Genomic DNA, 25,421 nt, shown 5'->3' with positions numbered 1-25,421 from the left:
GTCTCAGGCAGCGGCCTGGGAGAGCGTCGCCTTCTGCGTTTCGAAGGCCCAGGAAAGCCAGGGCATCAGTTTCTGCATGTCGGCGGCTTCGATCGTCGCACCGGCCCATATGCGCAGGCCCGACGGTGCGTCGCGATAGTGGCCGACGTCATAGGCGACGCCTTCCTTTTCGAGAAGCGCGACCAGACCCTTGGCGAAATTCGCCTGGCCGTCTTCGTCCAGAGCGGCGATATCCTTGTCGACGATCTTCAGGCAGACGGACGTGTTGGACTGCGTCTCGGCCTTGGCGGCGAGATTGGCGATCCAGCCGTTGGCGGCGACGAAGTCATGGATGACCTTGGCGTTGGCGTCGGCGCGGCCGATCAGCACCTTGAGGCCGCCGATCTCCTTGGCCCAGAGCAGAGCATCGATATAATCCTCGACGCAAAGCATCGACGGCGTGTTGATCGTCTCGCCGGTGAAGATGCCTTCGATGAGCTTGCCGCCGCTGGTCATGCGGAAGATCTTCGGCAGCGGCCAAGCAGGCTGATAGGTGGTCAGACGCTCGACGGCGCGCGGCGACAGGATGATGACACCGTGCGCGCCTTCGCCGCCGAGAACCTTCTGCCAGGAGAAGGTGACGACATCGAGCTTGGCAAAGTCGAGGTTCTGCGCGAAAGCGGCCGAGGTGGCATCGCAGATCGTCAGGCCCTTGCGGTCGGCCGGGATGAAATCGGCGTTCGGAACGCGGACACCGGAGGTGGTGCCGTTCCAGGTGAAGACCACGTCGCGATCGAAATCGACGGTGGAAAGATCGGGCAGTTCGCCATAGCCGGCTTCGAGCTTGCGGACGTCCTTGAGCTTCAGCTGCTTGACGACGTCGGTGACCCAGCCGGCGCCGAAGCTTTCCCAGGCGAGCATGTCGACACCGCGCTCTCCGAGCAGCGACCAAAGCGCCATTTCGACGGCGCCGGTATCTGAAGCGGGAACGATGCCGATGCGGTAATCCGCCGGCACTTCCAGAATTTCGCGGGTGAGATCAATGGCCTGCTTCAACTTGGCTTTGCCGACCTTCGCGCGGTGCGAACGGCCAAGCGCCGCGTCGGAAAGAGCATCGAGCGACCAACCGGGGCGCTTCGAGCAGGGGCCAGAAGAAAAATGGGTATTCTCCGGACGCGTGTCCGGCTTGGCGAGCTTAGTCATGATGCTATCCTCTCAGATAGAAAGCCCTTCGTTGGGGAAGGGTGTCCCGCCGCCGGATATATTGGAAGCCGCCTGCAAGCGCAACAGAAAAATATACTCGTGTTGCTGCATCACGAACTCGTGCGAAAAGTTTGATGGGGCAAGCTACACGCAATGAAATTAGGTCAAATTCAGCCTCACAAAAGCTGGTTTCTGTGCCGACACGCAATCATATAAAGCATGGCGCTTATTGACTTGCGCCGACAGGAAATAACAAGTGTGCTCGATGTCTCTAACTGCATTCGCCGAAAGCCACTTCATGCCCGCGCAGCCAGTGCCTGTCTATCTGATCAACATTGATCGAGCGACAGACAGACTGGCGGAAATTCAACGGCAGAGCGATGAACTCGGCATTCGGTTCGAGCGCGTCGACGGCGTCGATGGCGGACTCTTGCCGCGCGACCAATGGGTTGACGTCGATCACCTTCGCTTTCAACGCCGCCACGGCAGGATCATCCTTCCCGGAGAATACGGCTGCTATCGCAGCCACCTGATGGCCTTGCGCCAATTTTTGGCCAATGGCGGCGAAATGGCGGTCATCATCGAAGACGATGTGGCCTTGGACGCTGATTTCCTCGCCCGCGCCATGGCAGCCAAGAAAGCAGCTCCCACGGCCGATCTGATCAAGCTCGTCAATCACCGCTGGAGCGGCTTCCGCGTCGCAACGCGCAGCGACAAGGGGGATGCGATCGGTCGTTGCCTCTTCGGTCCCCAGGGATCAACGGCGTGTTATCTGGTGACGCGAAGCGGGGCTCAAAAGATCGTGAAGTCGCTGGCCATCATGTCCCTGCCCTGGGATGTCGCGGTCGAGCGCGGCTGGGACATGCAGACATCCATCTTCAGCACGCGCACCAATATCGTCGGGTTCAGCCGCTTGCAGAAAAGCACGATGATCGGCTGGCGCCGCGACTATCGCGCGGCCAAATCCTCAGCGTGGCGACGTGTTCCCGCACACCTCTTCCGGACCTGGGATTTCTTTCGCCGGATCGCCTATGTGCTGACGACGCAGTAGGCACCCGACCTACCAGGTGGTTACCCGCAAACCGATGCGTATCTCGTGGCGCGACAGGGCGCCATCGCGGCCCGTCGTCCCGCCGGCGCTTGCGGATGAATCGCCGAACATATCGCCGCCGGCGATGTGGGAGAAGCGATAGCCGAGATCAACCTTTACGTTCGGCGCCACCTCGTAGGCGACGCCGGCCATCAGGGCATAGGTCATGCGCCAGTCGCTGTCGCCGGGATAGCGTGCGCTGACCGAGGCCGCGCCACCGCAACCCGAAGCGCCGTCGATGCACAAGCCGACCGCATTGACGCTGCTCCAGGAAACCCGCGTCGCACCGAGGCCGGCACCGAGATAGGGCGTGAATCCGGCAAGCGTCCCCAGGTCGACGTAGCCATTCACCATCAAGCTGCCCGCCCTGAAGGAAGAGCGCGCCTTGGTGGAGCAGCCGGTACCGCCTGCCCCGCTGGAACAAGGCGAAGCGCTTGAGATGCTGCCATTGAAGTCACCGCTGAAGAAATCGCCGGTGACGTCGGCGCGCAACAGGTCATTGAACTGGTAACCGACACCGAGACCACCGGAAAAGTTGCCGCCGAACCGATCCGAATCGAAGCGTCCGGAGCTCTTATCGCCGCCAGCCGGATCATAGGCACGGAACGTCGTGTCGTTGCGGCTGGCGTTGACGGCGTAGCCGAGATCCCCGCGGACATACCACCCCTTCGCATCCTTGACGCTGACTTCGGGCATCTTGATTTCCGGCGGCGCGTCGCCTGCAAGGGCAGCACCCGCCGATGCGCCTGCCATCACCGTGGCCAGCGCCAGAGCGTCGAAACGGATCATTACCCCTCGCCTTCCATCCTTCGGGCGCAGCCCGCACACCGACCCGGCTGATTTTTGTCTTCCGCTCCGGGCTCCAGCACGAGGATCCGCGACGGAATGACCATCATTCTCATTTCATTAACCATAGGGAATTCATGGTTAATGAAGCTTTAAAACGCCGAACAATTGCTTAACGAGGGAGATGAAAAAGGAAAAAGCCGCCCGGATGAAACCGGACGGCTTTTCAATGACTTGCGCGAGAGACGCTTACTTGTAGACCGGCTGCGGCTGGATCGGGATATCGGCCGGCGGCATGTAGCTTGCGGTCTGGCAACCGCCAAAGGTGTAGCGGGCGCCGATGCGGGCTTCATGCAGGTTGAGGCCCTTGTCGTAGCCAGGACCGCCGTTTTCCGCGTAACCGAACATGTCGCCGCCCTGGATGTGACGGAAGCGATAGCCAACGTCGGCCTTGAGGTTACATGTGAGGTCGATGGACGTACCCGCCATCAACGCATAGGTGAAGCGCCAGCTGCCGCGGCCATTATGCGTGACGGAGCCATCGCAGGAGTCCGGATTGGCGTCCGAGCACGAGGTGTTCTTCAGATTGCTCCATTTGACATAGGTGCCGCCGAGACCGCCACCGACATAAGGGGTGAACGCGCCATAGGTGCCGAGATCGACATAGGCGTTGGCAAGCAAGCTGTAGGCCGTCAAGGACGCCACGTCGCGGGAAGTCGCCGGAACAGCCGTGAAATCGGGGCCGCAGCCGCCGCAATCACCCTTCGTCGAGCCCTTGAAGTCCGACTTGAAGAGATAGTCCAGCGTCACGTCCGTCCGGAGGTAGTTGTTGATCTGGTAACCGACACCGCCGCCAAGCGTAACGTTGCCATCCAGCTTTGCGCTGTTGAAATCCACCAGGCTGGAATTCGAACCCTGGAAGTAGTTCGAGCCGCGCAGGTGGGTAAAGGCGTAGCCGACATCGCCACGCAGATACCAACCGCTGGATTGGGCAACTGCCACTTCCTGCGCCGGCTGCTGGGGCTCCGGTGTGTAAAGATCAGCGGAGAACGCTGACGTGCCGACAAGCAACGTGGCAAGTGCTCCAATCAGGGATTTCATCATGGTTTTGGCTCCAAATTTCTTGCCATTGGCACAGCAGATGCTTGCCAATCAAAACGACATGGCACGGATAATGAAGAAAAGGAGTTAAAACCTGATTAACTACGAATATTTACCCTATCTATTCACGAATTATACTTTAATTTATACATTAGGAATATATTATTTTATAATGAAGAGAACGGGATGCGCCCGTCCAGCCCCCTCTTCCCGCCGGAAAACGCGTGTATCTGCAAGTACAGCCGGGGCCGGCTTTCTAAACCAATTGGCAACAATCGTACCATTACAGTGCGGCAGCCGGGGGTTAAGCCCCAGGAGGGAGTCGTTGACTTACCATCGAAAATTATGCGCCGGCCTGTGCCTTGCCCTTGTCTTCCTGAATTCCGCGGTGCTTGCCGGCGCGATGCCGGTGAAGTCGGTTGCCGCTGCGGCATGGAACAAGGGACGCGAGACCGGATTGCCGATCCCACGTTATGTTTCGTTGAAGGCACACAAGGCGCGCATGCGGGTCGGCCCGTCGACGATCTATGCCACCAAATGGATCTATATCAAGCCCGGCCTTCCCATGGAGATCATCGACGAATACGGCCACTGGCGGCAGGTTCGCGACGATACCGGCGTCACCGGGTGGATGCACAGCGCCCTTCTTTCGGCGACGCGCACGGCGGTGGTCGCACCCTGGCTGACGAAGAATGCAATGCTGCGCGCCGATCCGGAGCCTACCGGAACACTGGTTGCCGAACTGCAACCACGGGTGCTGCTTTCACTGCACTCCTGCACCGGAGTTTGGTGCCGCGTTTCCGTCAGGGAACATGCGACAAAAGGATACATCAGGCAGGACACGCTCTGGGGCGCCTATCCCGGCGAGATGTTCCAATAGAACAGGCCACGCCGTCGCCGAAAGCAGCATGGCCGCCCTTAACGGAGCGGCCACGAATCTCATATGCCCGATGGAATGCTGATGCTCGATCAGGCGGCCGTGCGGACGCTTGAGATCACATCGATCAGCCCACCGACGATGCGCTCGATCTGGCTGCGATCGTCGCCCTCCGCCATGACGCGGATCAGCGGTTCCGTGCCGGAGGGGCGGATGACCAGGCGGCCGTTGCGGGCAAGCTCACTTTCCGCATCGGCGATCGCCTTCCGTACCTGATTGTCCTCCAGAGGCTTGCCGCCGGAAATGCGCACGTTGCGCAGCAATTGCGGCACCGGTTCGAAACGCCGGCAGACTTCGCTCACCGGTTTGCCCGTGCGCTTGACCGCGACGAGGATCTGCAAGGCAGCAACGAGCCCGTCGCCGGTCGTGCCATAGTCGGACAGCACGATATGGCCGGATTGCTCGCCGCCGACATTGTAATTGTGCTGGCGCATGTGCTCGACGACATAGCGGTCGCCGACCGCCGTGCGTGCCAGCGACATGCTGCGCTCTTCCAGGAAACGTTCCAGCCCGAGATTGGACATCACGGTCGCCACGATGCCATTGCCGCGCAGCAGCTGGCTCTCGGCCCAGCTCTCGGCAATGACGGCCATGAGCTGATCGCCGTCGATGATCGTGCCTGTTTCGTCGACGATGATGACGCGATCGGCATCGCCATCCAATGCGATGCCGATATCGGCACGCACTTCATCCACCTTCCTCTGGAGCGCCACCGGGCTGGTGGAGCCGCAATTGAGGTTGATATTGGTGCCGTTCGGCTCGTTGCCGATGGTCACGACATCGGCGCCCAGTTCCCACAGGACGGCAGGCGCGACCTTGTAGGCAGCGCCATTTGCGCAGTCGATCGCAATCCGCAGCCCCTGCAGCGTGACGTCGCGCGGCAAGGTGCGCTTGGCATGTTCGATATAGCGGTCGTGCACGCCGTCAACACGCTTGGCGCGGCCGATATTCTCAGCCTTGGCAAGATGCTCGGTCATGTCCTTTTCGAGCAGATCCTCGATCTTCATTTCGAGATCGTCCGACAGCTTGTACCCGTCGGGGCCAAAGAGCTTGATGCCGTTATCTTCGTAAGGGTTATGCGAAGCGGAGATCATCACGCCGATATCGGCGCGCAACGACCGTGTGAGCATGGCGACGGCCGGCGTCGGGATCGGGCCGAGAACGAAGGCATCGACGCCGGCTGCGGTGAAGCCCGCGACCATTGCATTCTCCAGCATATAGCCGGAAAGGCGCGTATCCTTGCCGATAACCACCCGATGTCGATGACTACCTCGATGGAAGATCGTGCCGGCAGCGATACCCACGCGCATGGCAAGATCGGGCGTCATCGGATAGATGTTGGATTGACCGCGAATTCCGTCGGTTCCGAAATAGCGACGTTTCATATGCACTCCTGTCGTTGCGGCATCCCATGAGATGCAGCGGCATCGAAATCGCTGCCTCGGATTCCGGAGACACGACGAGCATCGATGCTTGTGGCTCATGCCACAGATTGTAAAAATCGGCACTTAAATTACCGAGAACGGCTATTACAACGCGTTACCATTAATAAGCACTAAAAAACTGCATAGGCGTGAGACAAGCAATATTCCGATTTCGCGGATCAAGGCGTTTGCGTTACTTCGCCCGGGTCCGTGGATTGTCATGTCGCTTCGCCAACGCTCAGTGCATTACCTCCTGTTGCACGCCGAAAAACAAAAGGCCAGCTCCCTATTCGAGGTAGCTGGCCCTTCATTTTTGCAGCTTGGTGCTCTTGATCCGCTAGCGCGGCTGCGGCTCGAAACCACCTTCAGGCTCATCGCCCTTGGTGCCGAGCGAACCATCCTTCTTGGCTCCGGTCTTCGGCACGGCCGAACCGCGGCTCGGCGGAGTGTCGTCGCCAAGATCGCGAGCAGGCTTTTCGCCGCGGATGAGGGCCTTGATCTCTTCGCCGCTCAGCGTTTCGTATTCAAGCAGGCCTTCGGCGATTGCCACGAACCCGTTATGCTGTTCGGTGAGGATATCCTTGGCCTGATGATAGGCCTGGTCGATCAGGCGGCGCACCTCGTTGTCGATCGTCTGCGCGGTCGCTTCCGAAACGTTCTTCGACTGCGAGACGGAGTGGCCGAGGAAGACTTCCTGCTGGTTCTCGCCATAGGCGACCAGGCCGAGCTCATCGGAGAAGCCCCATTGGGTCACCATCGCACGGGCCAGCTTGGTGGCCTGTTCGATATCGGAGGACGCACCTGACGTGATGTTCTCCTTGCCGAAAGTCAGCTCTTCCGCGACGCGGCCGCCCATCATGATGCAGAGGCGCGACACCATCCACTTGTAGCTCATCGAGTAGCGGTCGCCCTCGGGGAGCTGCATGACCATGCCGAGCGCACGGCCACGCGGAATGATGGTCGCCTTGTGCAGCGGATCGGCGACGGCTACATAGAGCGCCGTGATCGCGTGACCGGCTTCGTGATAGGCGGTGAGCTTCTTTTCCGCTTCGGTCATGGCCGAAGAGCGGCGCTCGGCGCCCATCATGATCTTGTCCTTGGCGTCTTCGAACTCCTGCATCGTCACCAGCCGCTTGTTGCGACGGGCGGCCATCAGCGCAGCTTCGTTGACGAGGTTCATCAGATCCGCGCCGGAGAAGCCGGGCGTGCCGCGGGCAAGCGTCTTCAGATCGACGTTCGGAGCCAGCGGGACATTGCGGGCATGAACCTTGAGGATACGCTCGCGGCCGACGATGTCCGGGTTCGGCACGACGACCTGACGGTCGAAACGGCCTGGACGCAGCAGCGCCGGGTCGAGAACGTCGGGACGGTTGGTCGCGGCAATCAGGATGATACCCTCATTGGCCTCGAAGCCGTCCATCTCGACCAGCAACTGGTTCAGCGTCTGCTCACGCTCGTCGTTACCACCGCCGAGACCGGCGCCACGATGGCGGCCGACGGCGTCGATTTCGTCGATGAAGATGATGCAGGGTGCATTCTTCTTCGCCTGCTCGAACATGTCACGGACGCGGCTTGCACCGACGCCGACGAACATTTCGACGAAGTCGGAACCGGAAATGGTGAAGAACGGCACATTGGCCTCGCCGGCGATGGCGCGCGCCAAAAGCGTCTTACCCGTACCGGGAGGTCCCACAAGCAGAACGCCGCGCGGGATGCGGCCACCGAGGCGCTGGAACTTCTGCGGATCGCGCAGGAATTCAACGATTTCCTCGAGATCCTGCTTGGCTTCATCGACACCGGCGACATCATCGAAGGTGACGCGGCCATGCGCTTCCGTCAAAAGCTTAGCCTTCGACTTGCCGAAGCCCATCGCACCCCGCGAACCTCCCTGCATCTGCCGCATGAAAAACAGCCAGACGCCGAGGATCAGCAGCATCGGCAGCAGCGTACCGAGATAGCTCAGGAAGCTCGAGGAGCCATCCGACTCCGGACGTCCAACAATGTTGACGTTCTTGTTTTGCAGGCGTTCAAGCAAGCTGTCATCCACGACCGGAGCGTAGGTCTGGAATGGTGTACCGTTTTCCACATAGCTGCCGACGACGCGATTGCCGGTGACGGTGACGTCACGAACGCGGCCGGAATCAACTTCCCGGAGGAACTGCGAATACGGAATTTCCCTGGAGCCTGTTTGTGCCGGCGCGTTCTGAAACATACTGAACAGGGCAATCAACAGCAGAGCTATGATTGCCCACAGAGCGAAATTACGAAAATTAGGGTTCATCGAACTCCCCAGCACTGAAACTTCCGCCGCAAAGCGACGGCATTACTTGATCCCTAACATAGGGTTGCGCCAAGCCGTTGCCAAGGCAAACCGCGTCGGTGCATGTTTTTTCCGTCTATATGACTGAAAGCGGCAGCCGCCTATAGGCTTCACGACCAAAAGCGACCGAAAGCCGATCTGCGAATGTGAGATCGAATCGTGTCAAAAAGCGGTCGAACGGTGCAAGAAAGGGCGAGATGGTGACGTCTGCAGCCATATTGGCCTTATCCGCCTCGATCAGAGGCATCGCGGCGCGGGCGCGCTGTGCAGCCCCTCTCGGCAAATCCGGAGGAAGAAAGGCCGCACCTTCCGCCCCGCAAGCTCGCACGTGGACGGGCGCCGGGCCTGGATTGACCACTTCGAAACGGCCATCCCAAATGGCCCTAGCGCCAGGCATGAGCGTCAGCGGCTCGATGTTGCGGCTTTCACGCATGAGGTAGAGCGCATCGCGGCGCAGGTCGAAGACCACCCCACCTGCCGTGCGTCGTCCAGGGCTTCCCGTAGTCACGAAATCGAGAATGCGTTCCATTTGCCCACGGCCAGGTCCGTAGGCTTCGCCGCCGAAAGCTGCTGCAAGATAGGACAAACTGTAGACGACAACCGTTTCGTCTGAGGAAAAAGCCGCTCGGTCGATGACACAAAGCGCGCTCGCATGAATGGCGGCGTAATCACCCAGCCATGAGGCTGCTTTTGCGGAAAGCGCGGCTCGATTTGCTCCACCATCCACGAAAAGAGCAGGGGCCGGTTCCCGCGCGAGGCGCATGCGCGTGCGCACGCGCTCGTACCGGCTATCCTCATTGCTGGGGTCATCCAGCCAGGATACACCATGCTTATCGAGATAGGCGCGTATATCCATGCGCCGGCAAGCCAGAAACGGTCTGGCGATCCAGATGCGACGATCAAACAGCACCGCGTCGGCAATGCCGGTGCCCATGCCATCCCCGCCCTCACCTCTGCGCGCGGCACGCATGGCCATCGTCTCGCGCTGATCATCCAGGGTATGGGCCGTAACGATCACATCGGCCGAGATCTCGGATGCCAGGTCGGCAAGTAATCCGTAGCGCGCCTCGCGGGCAGCGGCCATGATGCCGCTCTTGGGCTTTTCGCCCTCCCAACGGCGCACGAAATGAGGAATGCCGCGAAGGGCACAGAGCGCGGCGACCTCTAGCGCTTCGTCCGTAGAGCCGGCGCGCAAGCCGTGATCAATGGTCGCGGCGGCAAGAGTAATCGCGGAATGGGGAGAGGATTTCAGCTGCTCGGCAAGGGCGATCAGAAGACCGGTGGAATCGCTGCCGCCGGAAATGGCGACCAGGATATGAGCAGGCTTCGAAAGGGAATGGAGAAAATCGGATGCTGCGGCTTCAGGCGTACGGGCTGTGGCAGCACCGGTCACAGCTTGAGTGGGCATGGCGATCAGCAGGCAAGCCGCTTCTCTTCGCTGGCAACCTTGCCGGTAACAGCTTTCGAAGCCTTGGGATAACGCTTGGTCACCTCGCGAAGCGTGGCGCAGGCCGTGTCCTTGTTATCGAGCGCGGCAAGCGACATGCCGAGCTTCAGCAGCATTTCAGGCGCCTTTTCGGAACCGCTGTATTTCTGATGCGCATTCAGAAACGTCTTGGCAGCGTCGTTGTACTTGCCCTGGGAATAGAGCGCTTCGCCGAGCCAGAAATTGGCGTCCGCAGCCCGCGCGCTGCTCGGATAGCTGTCGAGATACTGGCGGAACTCCTGTTCGGCGACGCTGTAGTCGCCGGACAGGACGTGGCCGTAGGCAGCCTTATACTGGTCACCTTCATTGCCGAGCGACGCCGTCTGCGCTCCGGAGCTGGCGCTTGGCGGCGCGCCCGAGCCATTATTGGCCGGCGTCAAGGCAGAACCCACCTGTTTACCGCTCTGATCGAACTGGATCGAACCGAGTTGGCTCGGCGGCTTGCCCGTGCCGCTCCCCTGTTGGGGCGACACGCCGTTGCTACCGGAATCGCTGATGACGCTGGCGATGTCATCCTGCCGACTGCCGGCGCCCTGGGCCGGAACGTCGGCTTCGCTCTTCTTCATCGGCGCATTGCTGGCGGCAGGGGCGCTACCGCCGCGCTTCTCGAGCTGCTGGAAGCGGAACTCGTTGTCTTCCTGCGTCTTGCGAATCTGCTCCTGCATCTGCAGCAACTGATAGCTCATCTCCTCGACGCGGCCGTTCAGCTGGCGCATCTGGTCTTCGAGCTGCTGAAGACGCACTTCAGCATCGCTGTTCTGAACATTGACGACAGGCGCCTGGCCTTGTCTCTGATAAGCGTTGTTCGGAGCCGACTGCGCGGAGGCGTCGCGGCCTCCGAGGTGGATTCCGAACAGCGACAAGGCAGAAGCGTCGCGCTCACTGCCTGCAACGGCAGCGAGACAAAGCAGGCTCGCCACGACAAGTCTTCTCATATGGATCTTCCTGTCTCATTGATTCTTCGGGCCATGGGGCTCGAACAGGAGATTTTTACAATTGCTCTCAAAAAGCAACGGAGTTCGGCCAAAGTGTGGTCAAAAAAGTAAAGGCGGTCACGAGGACCGCCTTTATGTATTTCGACCGGTGCTTTGCCCTATCAGGAGCCAGCGCCGTTGAGCACGGTAACGGCACGACGGTTCTGCGACCAGCAGGAGATGTCGTCGCAGGTCGCGACCGGACGTTCCTTGCCGTAGGAGATCGTCTTCATGCGCTTAGCCGGAACGCCGCGCGAAGCGAGATAGTCCTTGGTGGCAGTCGCACGACGGGCGCCGAGCGCCAGGTTGTATTCGCGCGTGCCGCGTTCGTCGGCATGGCCTTCGACGGTGATCGAATAGTTCGGATAACGGGCAAGCCACTGAGCCTGACGATCGAGCGTCTGGCCGGCATCGGCGCGAATCGACGAGCTGTCGGTGTCGAAGAAGATGCGGTCGCCGACATTGACGGTGAAATCCTGCGGCGAACCCGGAGCAGCATTGCCGGCACCATTCAGGCCAAGACCATTGGCATCATTCGGCAAGCCCTTCTTGGATGCACAACCGGCGAGCGAAAGGCCGACGAAAAGCGCGATCAGGATCGGGTTGCGGGCGAGGTTTTGCATATGGCCAACGGCCGGGGTTGCGATGCGGCTCATTGCCGGTCTCTCCTTAGTCTCTATCAGGGTTGCCAGACTGTAACCGGGTTCGGTTAATCCGATTCCAACAAATATGGTTAATGGTGTCCTAAAATTGTCCCGAAACGGTCCACTCACAGGACTTTGCGGCGATAACGTGGCAAGCGCCCCTGTTACTCGAGAAGCGGCGACCAGGCCGGGTCGGAAGCAAAGCCCGAGGTCGGGATCTTCTGCTCGTTATAACCTGTCAGATCAATGGAATAGAGTTGCGGACCGCTGGAGCCGGCCGGTTCGCGGAAGAACATGATGACACGGCCGTTCGGCGCCCAGGTCGGGCCCTCATTGTGGAAGCCGGTAGTCAACAGACGCTCGCCCGAACCGTCCGTCTTCATGACACCGATCGAGAAGCTTCCACCGGCCTGCTTGGTGAAGGCGATGAGATCGCCCCGCGGCGACCAGACCGGAGTGGAATAGGAGCCATCGCCGAAGGAGATGCGGTGCTGGTTGGAACCATCAGCATTCATCACGTAAATCTGCTGCTTGCCGCCACGGTCGCTTTCAAAGACGATCTGGGTGCCGTCGGGCGAATAGGACGGCGAAGTGTCGATCGCAGCCGTCGACGTCAGACGCGTCGTGGTGCGCGAGCGCAGGTCCATCGTATAGATGTTGGCGTTGCCTTCCTGCTGCAGGCTCATGATCACGCGCTGCCCGTCCGGCGAGAAGCGCGGCGAGAAGGTCATGCCGGGGAAATTGCCGACCAGTTCGCGCTGGCCCGTCTGCAACTGCAGCAGATAGACGCGCGGCTGCTGGTTGGCAAAGGACATGTAGGTGACTTCCTGCCGGTTCGGTGAGAAGCGCGGCGTCAGCACCAGGTCGCTGCCATCGGTCAGCATGCGCGCATTGGCGCCGTCCTGATCCATGATGCCGAGCTGCGTCTTGCGGGCCGTCTTCGGGCCGCTTTCCGCAACGAAGACGACGCGGGTATCGAAATAGCCCTTCTCGCCGGTGATCTTCTCGTAGATCCCGTCGGCGATGATATGGGCGACACGGCGCCAATTGTCCGGCTGGGCATAGAATTGCTGGCCGACCATTTGACTATTGCCAAACGTATCCCACAGACGGAATTCGGCGCGGAGGCGGCCGCCTTCCTGCGTGACGCGACCCGTCACCAGCGCCTGGGCGTTGATGGCCGTCCAGTCCGGGAAGCGCGGCGTCGAGTCCGGATTGCTGATCTTCTCGATGAAGGCCTGCTTGTTGATCGGCGCGAACAGGCCCGAACGCTGCAGGTCGGCCGCAATCACACCCGAGATCTGCTGGCCGAGGCTGTCATTCGACAGCAGATCGGTGATGGCGATCGGCATGGGCTGGACGTTGCCCTTGTTGATGTTGATCTCGACCACGGCATAGGCCGGCGTGGCAAGCGCAGTCATCAGGCCTGCCAGCACCAGCAGGAGACGGACGAGGGATTTTCTGATCATATGTATCAAGCCTTTCAGCATTAATTCGCTGGATCGCTGGCATCGAAGTTAATAGTCACTTCTTTCCAAACGTCATATTGATCTATTGGCAGATTTTTGAACGGAGCGGATCTGAGTACTGCTCGCAGCGCGCTTGCCGCCACAGCTTGTTGGGTTTTCTCCGGACCACCCGTCATGACAACATTCGGCTTGCCAACGATCTGTCCGGCACGATCGAGCTCAAACCGGATTTGAACACGGACATTCTTGATGCCGGATAGATCCGTCGGCGGCGGCCAATTTGCCGTGACACTCTTGCGGATATTCTCAAGCATGGAATGCTCAAGCCGATCCTTGCCGGCAGCAGTTTCCGCGCATCGCGCAGACGCTGAGCCCGCCAGAACAATCGCCAGGGCCGCAAACAAGGACAGGCCGATACGAGGACAGTGGAAACGCCGCACTCCCCGCATCACATCCCCAGGTCCGCTGCACTGAAATTGACGACGACTTCCTGCCAGTCTTCATATTTGTCCGGTGGCAATATCTTCAGGTAATCCGACTGCGCCCGCATCACAGCGCGTACGGCAGCACTCTGCATGGCGGCCTGTGTCGACGCCGGCCCGCCGCTCGTCGTCGCATCCGGTTCGCCGACGATCTGCCCAGACTTGTCGAGCCTGAAATGCACCTTGATCCGCACGTCGCCGGCCCCTTCGAGACCGGGCATCAGATTCCAATACTTGGCGATCAGATCACGCAGCCCGTCTTGCTGGCTCTGGCTGAGTTTGCCCGCGCCAAGAGATTTCATACCGCCACGCGAGGCGACCTGAGTATCGGCGCCGGCGGAAGCCTGCTTCGATGAACGCGCCGCGCCGCCCTTCGACGATGTGTTGTTCAGCATCGCCGAGATTTGATCAGCGTTGAAATCGCTGGCGGGCGACTTGGCTCCCTTGGCCGTCTCGCGCTTCTTGTCAGCATCCTTCTTGCCATCATCGGCCGACGTGGTCTTGCTCGTGCTCTGCGTCGTCGTCTTATCCGTCGGCTTGGCGTCGGCCACCTTCACATCGGGCTTCGGCACAGGCTTGACTTCGGGCTTCTGCTCGACGGTCTTCGGCGGCGTCGGCTGCGGCTTGACATCCGGTACGGGAACATTGTTCGGCAGCTGGATTTCAGCCTGCTGCGTCGGCTGTTCGGTCGGAGGCGGCGTCGGCGTTACATCGGCCTTCGGGGTGGGAGGCGTCGGATCGGGCTTCGGCGCGGGGGTGGGCGTCACATCCGGCTTCTGCTGCGGAACGGCGGCCACTTCCTTCGGCGCCGCCTCGGTATCCTTCTGCTCGACCGTCTTGACGTCATTCGGCCGCGGATCGTCCTGCGGAACAGGCGTTTCCACCTTTTTCGGTGCCAGAGCCGCAGTATCGCTTTCCGGCCGCTGCGTCGGCACGACCGGGTTCTTGATATCGACGTTGTTCTCGCCAACGTTCTGCGCGTTGGCGACCTGGTCCTGCTTCGTGGTCTGCTTGCGCGAGACGTGATCCGTCACCGGCGCCTTCTTCTCACCCTGCTGGAGCTGGTCCGCCTGCACGATGTCGACATCCATCGCCGTGCTTTCCGGCGTCTCAAGCGGCGCCGGTGCACTCAGCGTCACCATGGCGCCGATGAGCACCAGGATGTGAACTACCGCAGATGTGGCAAGACTGCGCTTCATGGCGATTGATCAGTGATCCGTTATCTGCTGCGTGACGAGGCCGATATTCTTGTAACCGGCTTCCTGGATGCGTGACATGACGTCGGCGATGACGCCGTAAGGCGCCTTGCCGTCGCCACGCACGAAGATGCGCTCGTTGTAGCCGGTCGTCGCGATCGCCTGCAGCTTGGCGGCAATGTCTGCTGCCTGGATCTGCGTTTCCTGCAAGAAGACCTGGCCGTCGGCCTTGATCGAAATGGTGATCGGCTGGGTCTGCGCGTTCAGCGCGCCTGCCTGCGTCTGCGGCAGGTCGATCGGCACGCCCGACGTCATCATCGGCGCCGCCACCATGAAGATGATGAGCAGCACGAGCATGACGTCGACCAGCGGCGTCACGTTGATATCGGAAATGGGGCCGCCCCGGCCGCTGCCGCGACGGCTGCCCCGGCGGCCACCGCCGCCACCCTTGCCTCCAACAGACATTGCCATATGAGTTCTCCGGTTCTGTCCGCTACTTATTGTGCCGCTTGACGAGGCTGCAGCTTCTCATCGATCTGGCGCGAAAGAATGGCGGAGAATTCATCCGCGAAGCCTTCCATGCGCCCCGAAAGCTTGCCGGCATCGCCAGAGAACTTGTTGTAAGCGATAACGGCGGGAATAGCCGCGACCAGACCGATGGCGGTCGCCAGCAGCGCTTCGGCGATACCAGGAGCGACAACCGCAAGATTGGTCGATTTCGAACCGGCGATGGCCTGGAACGAGGTCATGATACCGACGACCGTGCCGAACAGACCGATGAACGGACCGGCCGAACCGATGGTGGCCAGAGATCCGAGGCGAGCCATCAGATGTTCCGACTCACGCGCCAAGGTGACGTCCATGGCCCGGTCGATACGCATCTGCAGACCAATCGGCGACCGCGCGCCGCGCTCGAACGATTTCTTCCATTCCCGCATCGCCGCGACGAAGATGGCGCTGAGACCCGTATTGTTGCGCTCCGAAAGCGTCCGGTAAAGCTCTTCGAGCGATTGGCCCGACCAGAAGACCTGCTCGAAATGATCGAACTGCCGGCGCGCTCTCGCGTAGCTCAGATACTTGTCGATGACGATTGCCCACGTCCACACGGATGCGGCCAGAAGGCCGATCATGACAAGCTTGACCACCAGGCCCGCCTGCATGAATAGCGACCAGAGGGTGATGTCCGGTGTGGTGGCCGCTGCCAATGCTACTTGTTCCATTGATCCAAAATCCCCGAATCCAAACGCCCGGCGCTAGACCGGGCGGCTAAAAGTGATCTCACAAGAAATGTTTGGCAGCCGCCGCTGAACGCCCTGGTCAAGCCTTCCAAGCTTACAATTGCCTTCTTGCCGTCAAATTTGGTCAAAGGAAGGCGTGCACCGCACAAACTCCGACTTAACTAGTAAGACACTATTATGGTTAAAAGAATGTTAGCGTCGAAACATGAAGGATTTAACGGCGACGAAGGCTTATTCTAGCTCCTGGGAAGAAATGACAGGGCAAAACCGCCGGCAAACGCAGACAGATCTTGCGCCGCGAATTCCTTCACACAAAACTCAAGTTTTTGCAAGCACCGGCAGACAGTGGTCATATCTTTGCGTGCAGCCGCTTGCCCGACGAGACGTTGACTGCCTTGCTAGCCAGCGGATTGCGATGCCGAGAGCATCTGTGCCGCCAGCTTTTCCGGCAGCCGCCGCGGTCGCCCCTTCGCGTTGATTACGGCAATGATGACCTTGGCGGCGATCAGCAGCGTGTCGCCGCGGCGTATTTCCTGGGAGAGCACCATCTTCGCGCCGCCGGCTTTCTCGGTGACGGTGCGAATCAGCAGCACATCATCCATGCGGGCGGGCCCCTTGAAGTCGATCTCCATACGGTGGACCACGAAAACAAGCCCTTCCTCGTCGGCACTCAAAAGCTCGCGCTGTTCCACACCGAGACAGCGCAGGTAGTCCGTACGGCCGCGCTCGAGGAAATGCAGATACCGCGCGTGATAGACGAGGCCGGAAAAATCCGTATCTTCGTAATAGACTCGCTGCACCAGCCGGTGGCTTCCGGCTTCCAGTTCCCCAGCTATCAGAAAGGGGCTGTTCATCGTTGCCGCATCTCCTTGTATGTCCGGCATCTCTTTGGCCGAAGTTCTGCCATCAAGCAAGCTTTGAACAATTGTCATAAACTCCGACTATCCGGAATGGTGCCGGCTAGCGGTTCGGCGCAGAAGGAAAAATCTCATGAAAATAGCGGTAATGGGTGGCGACGGATTCATCGGTTGGCCAACCTCGCTCCATCTCTCCGATGCCGGTCATGAGGTCCATATCCTCGACAATCTCTCTCGCCGATGGATCGATACGGAACTCGGCGTCCAGTCCCTGACGCCGATGGATTCGATCCAGGAACGCACTCGCATCTGGCACGCCGAAACCGGCCGCCGCATCCACTTCAATCTCATCGACCTCGCCAAGGACTACGAGCTCCTGAAAACGTGGCTGGCCGAGCATCGCCCCGATGCGATCGTGCATTTCGCCGAGCAGCGCGCCGCCCCCTATTCGATGAAGAGCGACCGCCACAAGAATTACACGGTCAACAACAATGTCAGCGCCACGCATAATCTGCTGAACGCGCTCGTCGAACTCAATCTCGATGCCCATCTCGTGCATCTCGGCACCATGGGCGTCTATGGCTATTCCACGGTCGGCGCCGCCATTCCGGAGGGCTATCTGCCTGTTGGTATCGAGACGGCCGACGGGCGGTCCGTCAGCCAGGAGATCCTCTATCCGGCCAATCCCGGCTCGATCTATCACATGACGAAATGCCTCGATCAGCTTCTCTTCCAATTCTACGCCAAGAACGACGGCCTCAGGATCACCGATCTGCACCAGGGCATCGTCTGGGGCACACATACGGAGCAAACCCGCAGGCATCAGCAGCTGATCAACCGTTTCGACTATGACGGCGACTACGGCACGGTGCTCAACCGCTTCCTCATCCAGGCGGCGATCGGCTATCCCCTGACCGTACACGGCACCGGCGGCCAGACGCGTGCCTTCATCCACATCCAGGACTCGGTGCGCTGCATCGAGCTTGCGCTGAAGAACCCGCCCCAACGCAACGCCCGCGTCGAGATCTTCAACCAGATGACGGAAACACATCGCGTCCGCGATCTCGCCGAGATGATCGCGAAAATAAGCGGCGCCGAAGTCGTCCGCCTGCCCAATCCGCGCAAGGAAGCTCCCGAGAACGATCTGATCGTCAACAACGACAAGTTCCTCAATCTCGGGTTGGCACCAATCACGCTCGAAGCCGGCCTTCTGAGCGAAATCGTCGATGTCGCCAAGAAGTACGCCTATCGCGTCGATCGCTCGCGTGTCCCGGCCGTCTCCGCCTGGACCAAGGATATCGCGGCGACTGTCAACCACGATCCCGAGGGCAAGAGATTGAAGTCCGTGTCATGATGCCGGGAAGCGAAATGCTGCAGGGACTTCGCTCGCAGACCCGCCCCCGCTCCGGCCAAGCATTCGTGACCCTCGTCACGAATGCCGACTACGCCATGGGCGCTACGGCGCTGGCGCGGTCGATTGTTCGGACGCGCACGAAGGCCGATATCGTCGTCCTGCACACGGCAGGCGTCCACGAAAGCGATCTTGCCCCGCTCATCGCGCTCGACTGCCGGCTGATCGAGGTCGAACACCTGCCTCTGTCCGATACTTTCAACGAACGGCATGCGCGCGGCAATCTTCATGCCGCCGCTCCCTTCACCAAGGGCCGCAAGCCTTCCTTTCACACGCCGCTCGACAATTTCTGCAAGCTGCGGCTCTGGCAGCTCATTGAATACGACACTTGTGTCTTCATCGACGCGGACGCCCTCGTGCTGAAGAATGTCGACAGGCTTTTCGATTACCCTGAGTTTTCCGCCGCGCCGAATGTCTATGAAAACCTCTCCGATTTTCATCGGCTGAACTCCGGCGTCTTCGTCGCCAAGCCGTCGCTTGCGACGTTTCGGGACATGCTTCAGCGGCTCGATCGCCCCGACGTCTTCTGGCGGCGCACCGATCAGACCTTTCTCGAGACATTCTTCCCGGATTGGCACGGCCTGCCGATCTTCATGAACATGCTGCAATATGTATGGTTCACTATGCCGGCGCTCTGGGACTGGAACAGCATTTCGATCCTGCATTACCAGTATGAAAAGCCTTGGGAGGAGAACCATCCGAAGGCTGCGCTGCTGAGACCCTTGATCGACTTGTGGCATGACTTCCATACCGGGCTGGATATGCCCGATATCGCGACGCTCGCAAATCCCAAAGAGGCTGCATGAAGGTTCTCATATCGGGCGGAACGGGTCTTGTCGGCCGATATATCGCCGAGGAGCTGCTGGCAGCCGGATACAAGGTTGCGGTCGGCGGACGCAGCCTGCCGCAGGCAGGTCTCTTTCCCCATGCTGTTTCCTTCGTGCCGCTGAGCCTCGACCCCACCGAAGACCATAGCCATGCTTTCGAGGATGCCTATTTCTTCGTGCATGCGGCTTTCAGTCACGCGCCCGGCAAGTATCGCGGTGGCGAAGGAGAAGACCCCGAGCGGTTCCGGCGGCTCAATCTGGACGGCACGGTCAAGCTGTTCGAAACGGCGAGAAAGGCCGGCATTCGACGCTGCGTCTTCCTGTCGTCTCGTGCTGTCTATGGCGATCGGCTGGCGGGCGAGGTGCTGACGGAGGCAAGCAAACCGGCACCGAATACGCTTTATGGGGAAGTGAAGCGCGATGCCGAACATGCGCTTTTCTCCCTCTCCGCTCCCGGTTTCGCGACGGCAAGCCTGAGGGCGACAGGCGTCTATGGCGACCTGCGTCCGAACAAGTGGGACGCTCTGTTCGACGATTATCTGAACGGCAAGCTGGTTCCCTCTCGCGCGGGAACGGAGGTCCACGGCCGCGACCTCGGCCGCGCCGTTCGGCTGCTGCTGGAGACCGAAAAAGGACGGATCGACGGCGAGGCCTTCAATCTGTCGGATATACTGACCGACACGCACGAGATCCTCGGGCATCTACAGCGGGCAACGAACTGTCCTCATGCCCTCCCAGCCCCGGCGCCCGAGGGCGCCGTCGGTACCATGGATACGTCGAGAATTCGTGCGCTTGGATGGCAGAGCGGCGGAAAGGTGTTGCTTCGGCAAACGATCGAGACCTTGGCGAAGGCAATACCGCCGCGCCATGCCGCCATCAACGCATCAGCTTCGTCTCGTCCCAGCTGAGCACCGCCAATTCCGCGCCCCTGAACCTCGCATCGTCGGCAACGATGAATTCATCGAGCTGCGGCGGCGCGACACTGGTTCCGGCCAGCATCGCATGCACCTGGCCGCGATGATGAGTCTGATGCTGCAGCAGATGGCTCAGCACATCGTCGGCCCGCTCGCGCTGAATACGATCGCTGCGTTGAATGGCGACCGTCCGCGTCGCCGTCTCCGGCGTCAGGCCCTCGCAAAGCACCACCAGCCGGCGATCGACATCCGCCTGCTGCCTGGACAAGTCTTCAAGCTTGTCGAACGGCTCCTCGATGTCGAAGGCCCGCAGCCCCAGGGTGCCGCCTTCCAGGGCATCGACATAGAACCAGTCCACGGTCAGGATGTGATTGAGGGTCGATTTGATCGACGGAAAGAAGCTCGTCCGCTTCGCCTCGAACTCGCCCGGCTGCAGCGCCGCGCAGGCTCGATGCAACCGGATATTCGCCAACGCATTGTTGTAGGCGAGCTTGCGAAACACACGAACCGCATCGAAAGCGGACATCGGATATCTCCCCCTAGGCCTTGTCGAGATCGCCGTCCCGCCAGACGAGATGACGCGGCGTCAGCGGCAGATCTTCGATTTCCTCGGCAATGAAATAGGGCGGAATATCGAGCGCCACCAGCGCCTCCCGCGTTGCCCGCACCCATTTGAATTCGAGATCGTTATCGCCGTCCCGGATGCGATGCACGATTTTATCCGGCTCGAACGGGAAGCCGTGGGGTAGGTCCATCAGGTAGTAGAGACCGAGTTCGTGCCAGTCGCGCTGCTCGTAGTGAAAGAAATTCTCCACGGACCAGAGAAGGCGCCCGACTGTCACATCGACGCCCAGCTCCTCGACCATTTCTCGCTGCAAGGTTTCCTCCGACGTCTCGCCGATCTCGGCGCGACCGCCGGGAAAGGTCCAGAATGTCTCGTGCTCGGCCCGGTGGACAAGCACATGCCCGTCACGAAAGCCGAGGCCCGCCACGCGCATCTGGAATCGCGAGCGGCCTGCATTCAGTCTGATAAGCTTGCGTTTCGACACGATCTTCATCCCACATCGATCACGACAATTTCCGGCGGCACGCCGAAGCGAACCGGCGCAATGGAGCAGCCGAGGCCGCCGGAAACGATGATATGACGCTCTTCCTCTGTGATATGGCCATGGACATATCTGTCGCCATACCGCGACGGCGTATAGGGTGACCAGCCGAAAATCCTCACCTGGCCGCCATGCGTATGTCCCGACAAGGTCAGCGACACACGCGAAGGCACATTGGGAAAGATATCGGGCTCATGAGCAAGAAGGATCACGGGCGCCTCGTCTGCGACTTCCGCCAGGGTGCCGCCGAGATCATCCAGCCCTTTCGTATATGGGCGCTTCCAGCGCATGCTCCGGCGCAGGGCGAGCTGATCCTCGACGCCGGCAAGCCAGAACCCTTGCCCGTTCTTTTCCAGGCGCGCGGAACGATTGGAATAGACCTCGATGCCGACGCTGGCCAAGGCCCGGTGGCTGAAGGTTGGCCCATGACCCTTTCTCTGGGCGGCCGCGTCATGCCACCAGTCGTGATTGCCGATGACAGCATGAACACCGAGCGGCGCCTTCAGCTTCGCCAGCTCTGCCGCCCAGGCCTGATGATCGACGCGAGCGGTGATGAGATCGGTCCCTGACGTGTAATCGCCAAGCAGGACGATGATGTCACCGCCGAGTTCATTGGCCCGAGTGCAGATCGCTGCAATGCGCTCGGCTGACATCCACGGTTCGCAGGCATGGAAATCGGCGAGCGCCACGATCCGCAGTTTGAGCCCCGGCGTCCATCGTGGCGGGGTCAACGCATAGCGGGTCACATTCAGGCGGACGACAGGCTCATATCCAAAGGCGTATCCCCCGAGTGCCATTAAACCGAATATGCTGCCGCCGAAGAGCTTCAGAAAGGCGCGACGGCCAAGCATTCAATCTCCCTCCTGGAACAACCGGAACTGCGCGGCCTCAAGGTCCTTGGGCGGCTGCATGCCGAGATGTTTCCAGGCGATCGCGGTCAAAACACGGCCGCGCGGTGTACGTTGTATGAAACCCTGCTGGATCATGTAGGGCTCGATAATATCCTCAATCGCATCGCGCGGCTCGGAAAGGCCGGCAGCGATGGTTTCGATGCCGACCGGCCCGCCACCGAAATTGACGGCAATCATATTGAGATAACGCTTGTCGAGCTGATCGAAGCCGACATTGTCGACGAGAAGCCGCGTCAAAGCTTCGTCGGCGACCTCCCGTGTCACCGCTTCGACCTTGGCCACTTCGGCAAAATCGCGCACGCGACGCAGCAGGCGGCCGGCGATGCGCGGCGTTCCGCGCCCGCGCCGCGCAATCTCGCGTGCCCCTTCGTCGGTCATGCCGAGCCCCATCAGTCTCGCGCCACGCCGGACGATGAACTCAAGCTCCTCGACGGTGTAGAAACTCAATCGGACCGGAATGCCGAAACGATCCCGCAGCGGCGTCGTCAGCAAGCCGAGACGCGTGGTGGCGGCAACCAGCGTGAACTTGGCAAGATCGATCTTCACCGAGCGCGCTGCCGGGCCCTCGCCGATGATGAGATCGAGTTGGAAGTCCTCCATGGCCGGATAGAGGATTTCCTCGACTGCCGGATTGAGGCGGTGAATCTCGTCGATGAAGAGCACGTCGCGCTCCTCGAGATTGGTGAGCAATGCTGCAAGATCGCCCGCCTTGGCGATGACGGGGCCGGAGGTCGAGCGGAAATTGACGCCGAGCTCCTTCGCCATGATCTGCGCCAGCGTCGTCTTGCCGAGGCCGGGCGGGCCGACAAAAAGCACATGATCCAGCGCCTCGCCGCGTCCCTTGGCCGCCTCGATAAAGACCTTCAGATTGGCGCGCGCCTCCGCCTGACCGGTAAATTCGTCCAGCGATTGCGGCCTGAGCGTCGCATCAATGTCTTCGCCCCGCTTCTCCGGCGATATCAGGCGTGCGGCTTCACTCATGTCAGAGGTTCCATTCCCCATATGCGTTTCGCGGCTCTTTCGCCGATGCGGCATCAAGGCTTGCCGCGTTCAAAATAGTCCCTCACGAAAGAGCGTCGCAAGTCGATCTCCCGACTTTGAGACAATAGTAAGGAACGCGGAAGGTGCAAAGCCTCACCGCGCCAGTTCCTTGAGGCCGAACCGGATCAGCTTGGCGCTGTCGGCGCCCTCGCCGGCCAGTTTCATCGCAGCCGCAACGGCGTTGGCGGCCTGGTCGCGGGAATAGCCGAGATTGGTCAGCGCAGAAACGGCGTCGGCAACGGGTGCGGCGGCAACTCCTTCGCCCAATTCCTGATTCAAGCCGATATTTGCCGCCTCGCCGGCAAAGGCCGGCGCCTTGTTCTTCAGCTCGGTCATGATACGCACTGCAACCTTCGGGCCGACGCCCGGCGCGCGCGAAACGGCGGCGCGATCCTGCAGCGCGATCGCATTGGCAAGCTCGGCTGGCGTCAAGGTCGACAACAGCGCCAGTGCCACTTTCGCGCCCACGCCCTGCACTGTCTGGAGTATGTTGAACCACTCCCGCTCCAGTGCCGTCGTAAAACCGAAGAGCCGGATCTGGTCTTCGCGGACATAGGTCTCGATGAAGAGAATGCAGGCTTCGCCGACGGAGCCGAGCTTCGACAGCGTGCGGCCCGAGCAGTAGGCGACATAGCAGACGCCGTGCACGTCCACGAGCACATAATCCTCGCCGAGCTCTTCGATTGTGCCTTTCAGCTTGCCGATCATGAATGATGTCCGTCAGGGATGGGTTTCAGGGGAAATGAGGTCAAGCGAAGGAAAGTGGGAACGATAGCGCGAGGCATCCCGTGTCAGCAGCCTGTGTCTTCGCCACTCGGCATGGGCACCGATGAGAAAGTCCGGAAGGGTTCTCTCCCTTTGGCCACCGGCGAGCCGATAGAGACGATGCGCCTTGCCGGCTCGAAACGCAGCCTCGAAAGGTATGGCTTCGCGCTTCATGTCGAGCCAGGACAAGGTGACCGTCAAGTCCTCCTCGCTCAAAGGCGAAGCAGCGAGTTCCGACCAGACCACCGGGCTGATAACGAGATCACCCTCTCCGATACATTGTTTCAGCAACTTTGCGGACCATAGCCGCTGGACCGATGCCGGACCGAGGATATCGATGAAGATGTTGGTATCAACGAGGGTCGACGTCGTCACGCGGACCTCTCAGAAACTCCATAAATTCGTCGGTTGTCATGCCGCCAAGGTCCATCGTACCTCCGACGCGCTCCAGCCAATCGTCGAAATCGCGAATAGCCGGATCCGATGCCTCGGCGATCTTGACGAGCATCGCCCCGCTGCCCGAGGCGATAAAATCAACCTCCGAGCCGGGGCCGATGCCGAGCCTGTCTCGAATTTCCTTCGGGATGGTCACCTGACCCTTTTCCGTCACACGCATGGTAATACCTCTTCAGTAATACTTAGCGGCCAACCCGGAACAGGTCAAGAACAAACTACCCTGCCAATGCCGCCTGCCGCAGCCGGTTGGTGCCGCGATTGTGGGCGTGGCAAATGGCAATAGCGAGTGCGTCAGCGGCGTCATTGCCCTTGAACTCGACCTTGGGCACCAGGATCTTCAGCATCATATGGATCTGCTGCTTCTCGCCATGCCCCACGCCGATGACGGCTTTCTTGACGGCATTCGGCGCATATTCGGATACCGGCAAACCCGCGCGCGCCGGCACCAGCATGACGACGCCGCGCGCCTGCCCGAGCTTCAGCGTCGCCACCGCATCCTTGTTGACGAAGGTCTGCTCGACGGCAGCTTCATCCGGCTTGTAGCTATGAACGATCTCCGCAAGGCCATCGTGAAGCTGGCAAAGGCGAGAGGCGAGATCCATGTCGCCGTCCGAGGTCACCGTTCCCGATGCAACGAAACGCAGGGAATTGCCAAGTATATCGATAACCCCCCAGCCGGTGCGGCGCAGGCCCGGATCAATACCGATGATGCGAATCGTGTTTTGCATGGGTCAACCTATCTTTCAGGCCGAAGATGTGCCAGCAAAATGTGAACAAAACAAAAACAAGCCACAGATTGCCGGC

At 60.4% G+C, this 25,421-nt stretch carries 27 protein-coding genes; 5 read left to right on the top strand and 22 right to left on the bottom strand.

The annotated features are described in order from the left end of the window. Window positions 1–3: 3 nt before the first annotated feature. A complete protein-coding gene (locus FHT28_RS01610; RefSeq protein WP_047638943.1) occupies window positions 4–1,182 on the bottom strand; it encodes a phosphoserine transaminase in 1,179 nt (392 codons plus the stop codon). A gap of 265 nt (window positions 1,183–1,447) precedes the next feature. Between FHT28_RS01610 and FHT28_RS01605 the strand changes: the two genes are divergently transcribed. Next, entirely contained in the window at window positions 1,448–2,233 is a 786-nt protein-coding gene (locus FHT28_RS01605; protein ID WP_246704781.1) for a glycosyltransferase family 25 protein, read from the top strand. Window positions 2,234–2,242: 9 nt separating this feature from the next. Here FHT28_RS01605 and FHT28_RS01600 read toward each other — a convergent pair whose 3' ends face one another. Both FHT28_RS01600 and FHT28_RS01595 read right to left on the bottom strand, forming a co-directional pair. After that, the gene (locus tag FHT28_RS01600) at window positions 2,243–3,061 is read right to left on the bottom strand and encodes an outer membrane beta-barrel protein (RefSeq protein WP_168595412.1); all 819 of its coding nucleotides are present in this window, start codon (window positions 3,059–3,061) and stop codon (window positions 2,243–2,245) included. Window positions 3,062–3,307: 246 nt separating this feature from the next. Then, window positions 3,308–4,162 (bottom strand): outer membrane protein, encoded by an 855-nt coding sequence (locus FHT28_RS01595; protein WP_047639021.1) that lies wholly within the window; start codon window positions 4,160–4,162, stop codon window positions 3,308–3,310. 322 nt (window positions 4,163–4,484) lie between these two features. Here FHT28_RS01595 and FHT28_RS01590 point away from each other — a divergent pair, with 322 nt between their 5' ends. Continuing rightward, window positions 4,485–5,039 (top strand): SH3 domain-containing protein, encoded by a 555-nt coding sequence (locus tag FHT28_RS01590; protein WP_168595411.1) that lies wholly within the window; start codon window positions 4,485–4,487, stop codon window positions 5,037–5,039. 89 nt (window positions 5,040–5,128) lie between these two features. On the opposite strand, the gene glmM is transcribed toward FHT28_RS01590, so the two are convergent. The 11 genes from glmM to ybgC all read right to left on the bottom strand — a co-directional run bounded on the left by glmM (window position 5,129) and on the right by ybgC (window position 17,183). Beyond that, window positions 5,129–6,481, bottom strand: a complete 1,353-nt coding sequence (glmM, locus tag FHT28_RS01585) for a phosphoglucosamine mutase (RefSeq protein WP_037196514.1) — start codon at window positions 6,479–6,481, stop codon at window positions 5,129–5,131. A 376-nt stretch (window positions 6,482–6,857) separates the two neighbouring features. Then, entirely contained in the window at window positions 6,858–8,801 is a 1,944-nt protein-coding gene (gene ftsH / locus FHT28_RS01580; RefSeq protein ID WP_034503653.1) for an ATP-dependent zinc metalloprotease FtsH, read from the bottom strand. A 115-nt stretch (window positions 8,802–8,916) separates the two neighbouring features. Beyond that, window positions 8,917–10,248, bottom strand: a complete 1,332-nt coding sequence (gene tilS, locus FHT28_RS01575; protein WP_168595410.1) for a tRNA lysidine(34) synthetase TilS — start codon at window positions 10,246–10,248, stop codon at window positions 8,917–8,919. A 5-nt stretch (window positions 10,249–10,253) separates the two neighbouring features. Further along, window positions 10,254–11,261 (bottom strand): tol-pal system protein YbgF, encoded by a 1,008-nt coding sequence (ybgF, locus tag FHT28_RS01570; protein WP_037196512.1) that lies wholly within the window; start codon window positions 11,259–11,261, stop codon window positions 10,254–10,256. Window positions 11,262–11,422: 161 nt separating this feature from the next. Next, window positions 11,423–11,956 carry a peptidoglycan-associated lipoprotein Pal gene (pal, locus tag FHT28_RS01565; RefSeq protein ID WP_037196511.1) on the bottom strand — a complete coding sequence of 178 codons (534 nt, stop codon included), beginning with the start codon at window positions 11,954–11,956 and terminating at the stop codon, window positions 11,423–11,425. A 152-nt stretch (window positions 11,957–12,108) separates the two neighbouring features. Further along, window positions 12,109–13,413: a Tol-Pal system beta propeller repeat protein TolB gene (gene tolB, locus FHT28_RS01560; protein ID WP_047639022.1), complete on the bottom strand. Its 1,305-nt coding sequence runs from the start codon at window positions 13,411–13,413 to the stop codon at window positions 12,109–12,111. Window positions 13,414–13,433: 20 nt separating this feature from the next. Next, complete coding sequence (locus tag FHT28_RS01555) at window positions 13,434–13,727, bottom strand: cell envelope integrity protein TolA (protein ID WP_168595409.1); 294 nt, start codon at window positions 13,725–13,727, stop codon at window positions 13,434–13,436. Window positions 13,728–13,861: 134 nt separating this feature from the next. Then, a complete protein-coding gene (locus tag FHT28_RS01550; RefSeq protein WP_168595408.1) occupies window positions 13,862–15,094 on the bottom strand; it encodes a hypothetical protein in 1,233 nt (410 codons plus the stop codon). A 9-nt stretch (window positions 15,095–15,103) separates the two neighbouring features. Beyond that, a complete protein-coding gene (gene tolR / locus FHT28_RS01545) occupies window positions 15,104–15,562 on the bottom strand; it encodes a protein TolR (protein ID WP_037196507.1) in 459 nt (152 codons plus the stop codon). Between the two features lie 26 nt (window positions 15,563–15,588). Then, complete coding sequence (gene tolQ / locus FHT28_RS01540; protein ID WP_034476136.1) at window positions 15,589–16,311, bottom strand: protein TolQ; 723 nt, start codon at window positions 16,309–16,311, stop codon at window positions 15,589–15,591. 416 nt (window positions 16,312–16,727) lie between these two features. Beyond that, window positions 16,728–17,183, bottom strand: a complete 456-nt coding sequence (gene ybgC / locus FHT28_RS01535; protein WP_037196608.1) for a tol-pal system-associated acyl-CoA thioesterase — start codon at window positions 17,181–17,183, stop codon at window positions 16,728–16,730. 136 nt (window positions 17,184–17,319) lie between these two features. Between ybgC and FHT28_RS01530 the strand changes: the two genes are divergently transcribed. The 3 genes from FHT28_RS01530 to FHT28_RS01520 are packed head-to-tail and all read left to right on the top strand — an operon-like array spanning window position 17,320 to window position 20,332. Beyond that, entirely contained in the window at window positions 17,320–18,540 is a 1,221-nt protein-coding gene (locus tag FHT28_RS01530) for an NAD-dependent epimerase/dehydratase family protein (RefSeq protein WP_037196505.1), read from the top strand. A gap of 14 nt (window positions 18,541–18,554) precedes the next feature. After that, window positions 18,555–19,403, top strand: a complete 849-nt coding sequence (locus FHT28_RS01525; RefSeq protein ID WP_168595407.1) for a glycosyltransferase — start codon at window positions 18,555–18,557, stop codon at window positions 19,401–19,403. Next, the gene (locus FHT28_RS01520) at window positions 19,400–20,332 is read left to right on the top strand and encodes an NAD(P)-dependent oxidoreductase (RefSeq protein ID WP_168595406.1); all 933 of its coding nucleotides are present in this window, start codon (window positions 19,400–19,402) and stop codon (window positions 20,330–20,332) included. Before FHT28_RS01525 ends, FHT28_RS01520 begins: the two co-directional genes overlap by 4 nt. Here the strand turns inward: FHT28_RS01520 and FHT28_RS01515 are convergent. The 8 genes from FHT28_RS01515 to ruvC all read right to left on the bottom strand — a co-directional run bounded on the left by FHT28_RS01515 (window position 20,301) and on the right by ruvC (window position 25,345). Continuing rightward, window positions 20,301–20,864, bottom strand: coding sequence for a DinB family protein (locus FHT28_RS01515; protein ID WP_168595405.1), 564 nt, complete (start codon window positions 20,862–20,864; stop codon window positions 20,301–20,303). The two genes, FHT28_RS01520 and FHT28_RS01515, sit on opposite strands and share 32 nt — an antisense overlap. Before the next feature lie 13 nt (window positions 20,865–20,877). Then, the gene (locus tag FHT28_RS01510; protein ID WP_173411176.1) at window positions 20,878–21,387 is read right to left on the bottom strand and encodes an NUDIX hydrolase; all 510 of its coding nucleotides are present in this window, start codon (window positions 21,385–21,387) and stop codon (window positions 20,878–20,880) included. A 5-nt stretch (window positions 21,388–21,392) separates the two neighbouring features. Continuing rightward, window positions 21,393–22,295: a metallophosphoesterase gene (locus tag FHT28_RS01505; protein ID WP_168595404.1), complete on the bottom strand. Its 903-nt coding sequence runs from the start codon at window positions 22,293–22,295 to the stop codon at window positions 21,393–21,395. After that, on the bottom strand, window positions 22,296–23,336 hold the full coding sequence (ruvB, locus tag FHT28_RS01500; protein ID WP_168595403.1) for a Holliday junction branch migration DNA helicase RuvB: 1,041 nt from the start codon (window positions 23,334–23,336) through the stop codon (window positions 22,296–22,298). Window positions 23,337–23,489: 153 nt separating this feature from the next. Then, window positions 23,490–24,104 (bottom strand): Holliday junction branch migration protein RuvA, encoded by a 615-nt coding sequence (gene ruvA / locus FHT28_RS01495; protein WP_168595402.1) that lies wholly within the window; start codon window positions 24,102–24,104, stop codon window positions 23,490–23,492. Window positions 24,105–24,116: 12 nt separating this feature from the next. Further along, window positions 24,117–24,536 (bottom strand): type II toxin-antitoxin system VapC family toxin, encoded by a 420-nt coding sequence (locus FHT28_RS01490; RefSeq protein WP_168595401.1) that lies wholly within the window; start codon window positions 24,534–24,536, stop codon window positions 24,117–24,119. Further along, entirely contained in the window at window positions 24,514–24,777 is a 264-nt protein-coding gene (locus FHT28_RS01485) for an AbrB/MazE/SpoVT family DNA-binding domain-containing protein (RefSeq protein WP_047555377.1), read from the bottom strand. Before FHT28_RS01485 ends, FHT28_RS01490 begins: the two co-directional genes overlap by 23 nt. 55 nt (window positions 24,778–24,832) lie before the next feature. Continuing rightward, window positions 24,833–25,345, bottom strand: a complete 513-nt coding sequence (gene ruvC, locus FHT28_RS01480; protein WP_168595400.1) for a crossover junction endodeoxyribonuclease RuvC — start codon at window positions 25,343–25,345, stop codon at window positions 24,833–24,835. Window positions 25,346–25,421: the final 76 nt, after the last annotated feature.

Origin of the sequence: Rhizobium sp. SG570 (assembly GCF_012275345.1) — a bacterium.
Lineage (GTDB): Bacteria > Pseudomonadota > Alphaproteobacteria > Rhizobiales > Rhizobiaceae > Rhizobium > Rhizobium lusitanum.
This window is presented reverse-complemented; position numbering and strand designations above follow the sequence as displayed.

Bases quoted from the DNA above. Each gene is read 5' to 3' on its own strand.
- FHT28_RS01610 (WP_047638943.1), bottom strand. From the start codon at position 1,182: ATGACTAAGCTCGCCAAGCCGGACACGCGTCCGGAGAATACCCATTTT.
- FHT28_RS01605 (WP_246704781.1), top strand. From the start codon at position 1,448: ATGTCTCTAACTGCATTCGCCGAAAGCCACTTCATGCCCGCGCAGCCA.
- FHT28_RS01600 (WP_168595412.1), bottom strand. From the start codon at position 3,061: ATGATCCGTTTCGACGCTCTGGCGCTGGCCACGGTGATGGCAGGCGCA.
- FHT28_RS01595 (WP_047639021.1), bottom strand. From the start codon at position 4,162: ATGATGAAATCCCTGATTGGAGCACTTGCCACGTTGCTTGTCGGCACG.
- glmM (WP_037196514.1), bottom strand. From the start codon at position 6,481: ATGAAACGTCGCTATTTCGGAACCGACGGAATTCGCGGTCAATCCAAC.
- ftsH (WP_034503653.1), bottom strand. From the start codon at position 8,801: ATGAACCCTAATTTTCGTAATTTCGCTCTGTGGGCAATCATAGCTCTG.
- tilS (WP_168595410.1), bottom strand. From the start codon at position 10,248: ATGCCCACTCAAGCTGTGACCGGTGCTGCCACAGCCCGTACGCCTGAA.
- ybgF (WP_037196512.1), bottom strand. From the start codon at position 11,261: ATGAGAAGACTTGTCGTGGCGAGCCTGCTTTGTCTCGCTGCCGTTGCA.
- pal (WP_037196511.1), bottom strand. From the start codon at position 11,956: ATGAGCCGCATCGCAACCCCGGCCGTTGGCCATATGCAAAACCTCGCC.
- tolB (WP_047639022.1), bottom strand. From the start codon at position 13,413: ATGATCAGAAAATCCCTCGTCCGTCTCCTGCTGGTGCTGGCAGGCCTG.
- FHT28_RS01555 (WP_168595409.1), bottom strand. From the start codon at position 13,727: ATGCTTGAGAATATCCGCAAGAGTGTCACGGCAAATTGGCCGCCGCCG.
- FHT28_RS01550 (WP_168595408.1), bottom strand. From the start codon at position 15,094: ATGAAGCGCAGTCTTGCCACATCTGCGGTAGTTCACATCCTGGTGCTC.
- tolR (WP_037196507.1), bottom strand. From the start codon at position 15,562: ATGGCAATGTCTGTTGGAGGCAAGGGTGGCGGCGGTGGCCGCCGGGGC.
- tolQ (WP_034476136.1), bottom strand. From the start codon at position 16,311: ATGGAACAAGTAGCATTGGCAGCGGCCACCACACCGGACATCACCCTC.
- ybgC (WP_037196608.1), bottom strand. From the start codon at position 17,183: ATGAACAGCCCCTTTCTGATAGCTGGGGAACTGGAAGCCGGAAGCCAC.
- FHT28_RS01530 (WP_037196505.1), top strand. From the start codon at position 17,320: ATGAAAATAGCGGTAATGGGTGGCGACGGATTCATCGGTTGGCCAACC.
- FHT28_RS01525 (WP_168595407.1), top strand. From the start codon at position 18,555: ATGCTGCAGGGACTTCGCTCGCAGACCCGCCCCCGCTCCGGCCAAGCA.
- FHT28_RS01520 (WP_168595406.1), top strand. From the start codon at position 19,400: ATGAAGGTTCTCATATCGGGCGGAACGGGTCTTGTCGGCCGATATATC.
- FHT28_RS01515 (WP_168595405.1), bottom strand. From the start codon at position 20,864: ATGTCCGCTTTCGATGCGGTTCGTGTGTTTCGCAAGCTCGCCTACAAC.
- FHT28_RS01505 (WP_168595404.1), bottom strand. From the start codon at position 22,295: ATGCTTGGCCGTCGCGCCTTTCTGAAGCTCTTCGGCGGCAGCATATTC.
- ruvB (WP_168595403.1), bottom strand. From the start codon at position 23,336: ATGAGTGAAGCCGCACGCCTGATATCGCCGGAGAAGCGGGGCGAAGAC.
- ruvA (WP_168595402.1), bottom strand. From the start codon at position 24,104: ATGATCGGCAAGCTGAAAGGCACAATCGAAGAGCTCGGCGAGGATTAT.
- FHT28_RS01485 (WP_047555377.1), bottom strand. From the start codon at position 24,777: ATGCGTGTGACGGAAAAGGGTCAGGTGACCATCCCGAAGGAAATTCGA.
- ruvC (WP_168595400.1), bottom strand. From the start codon at position 25,345: ATGCAAAACACGATTCGCATCATCGGTATTGATCCGGGCCTGCGCCGC.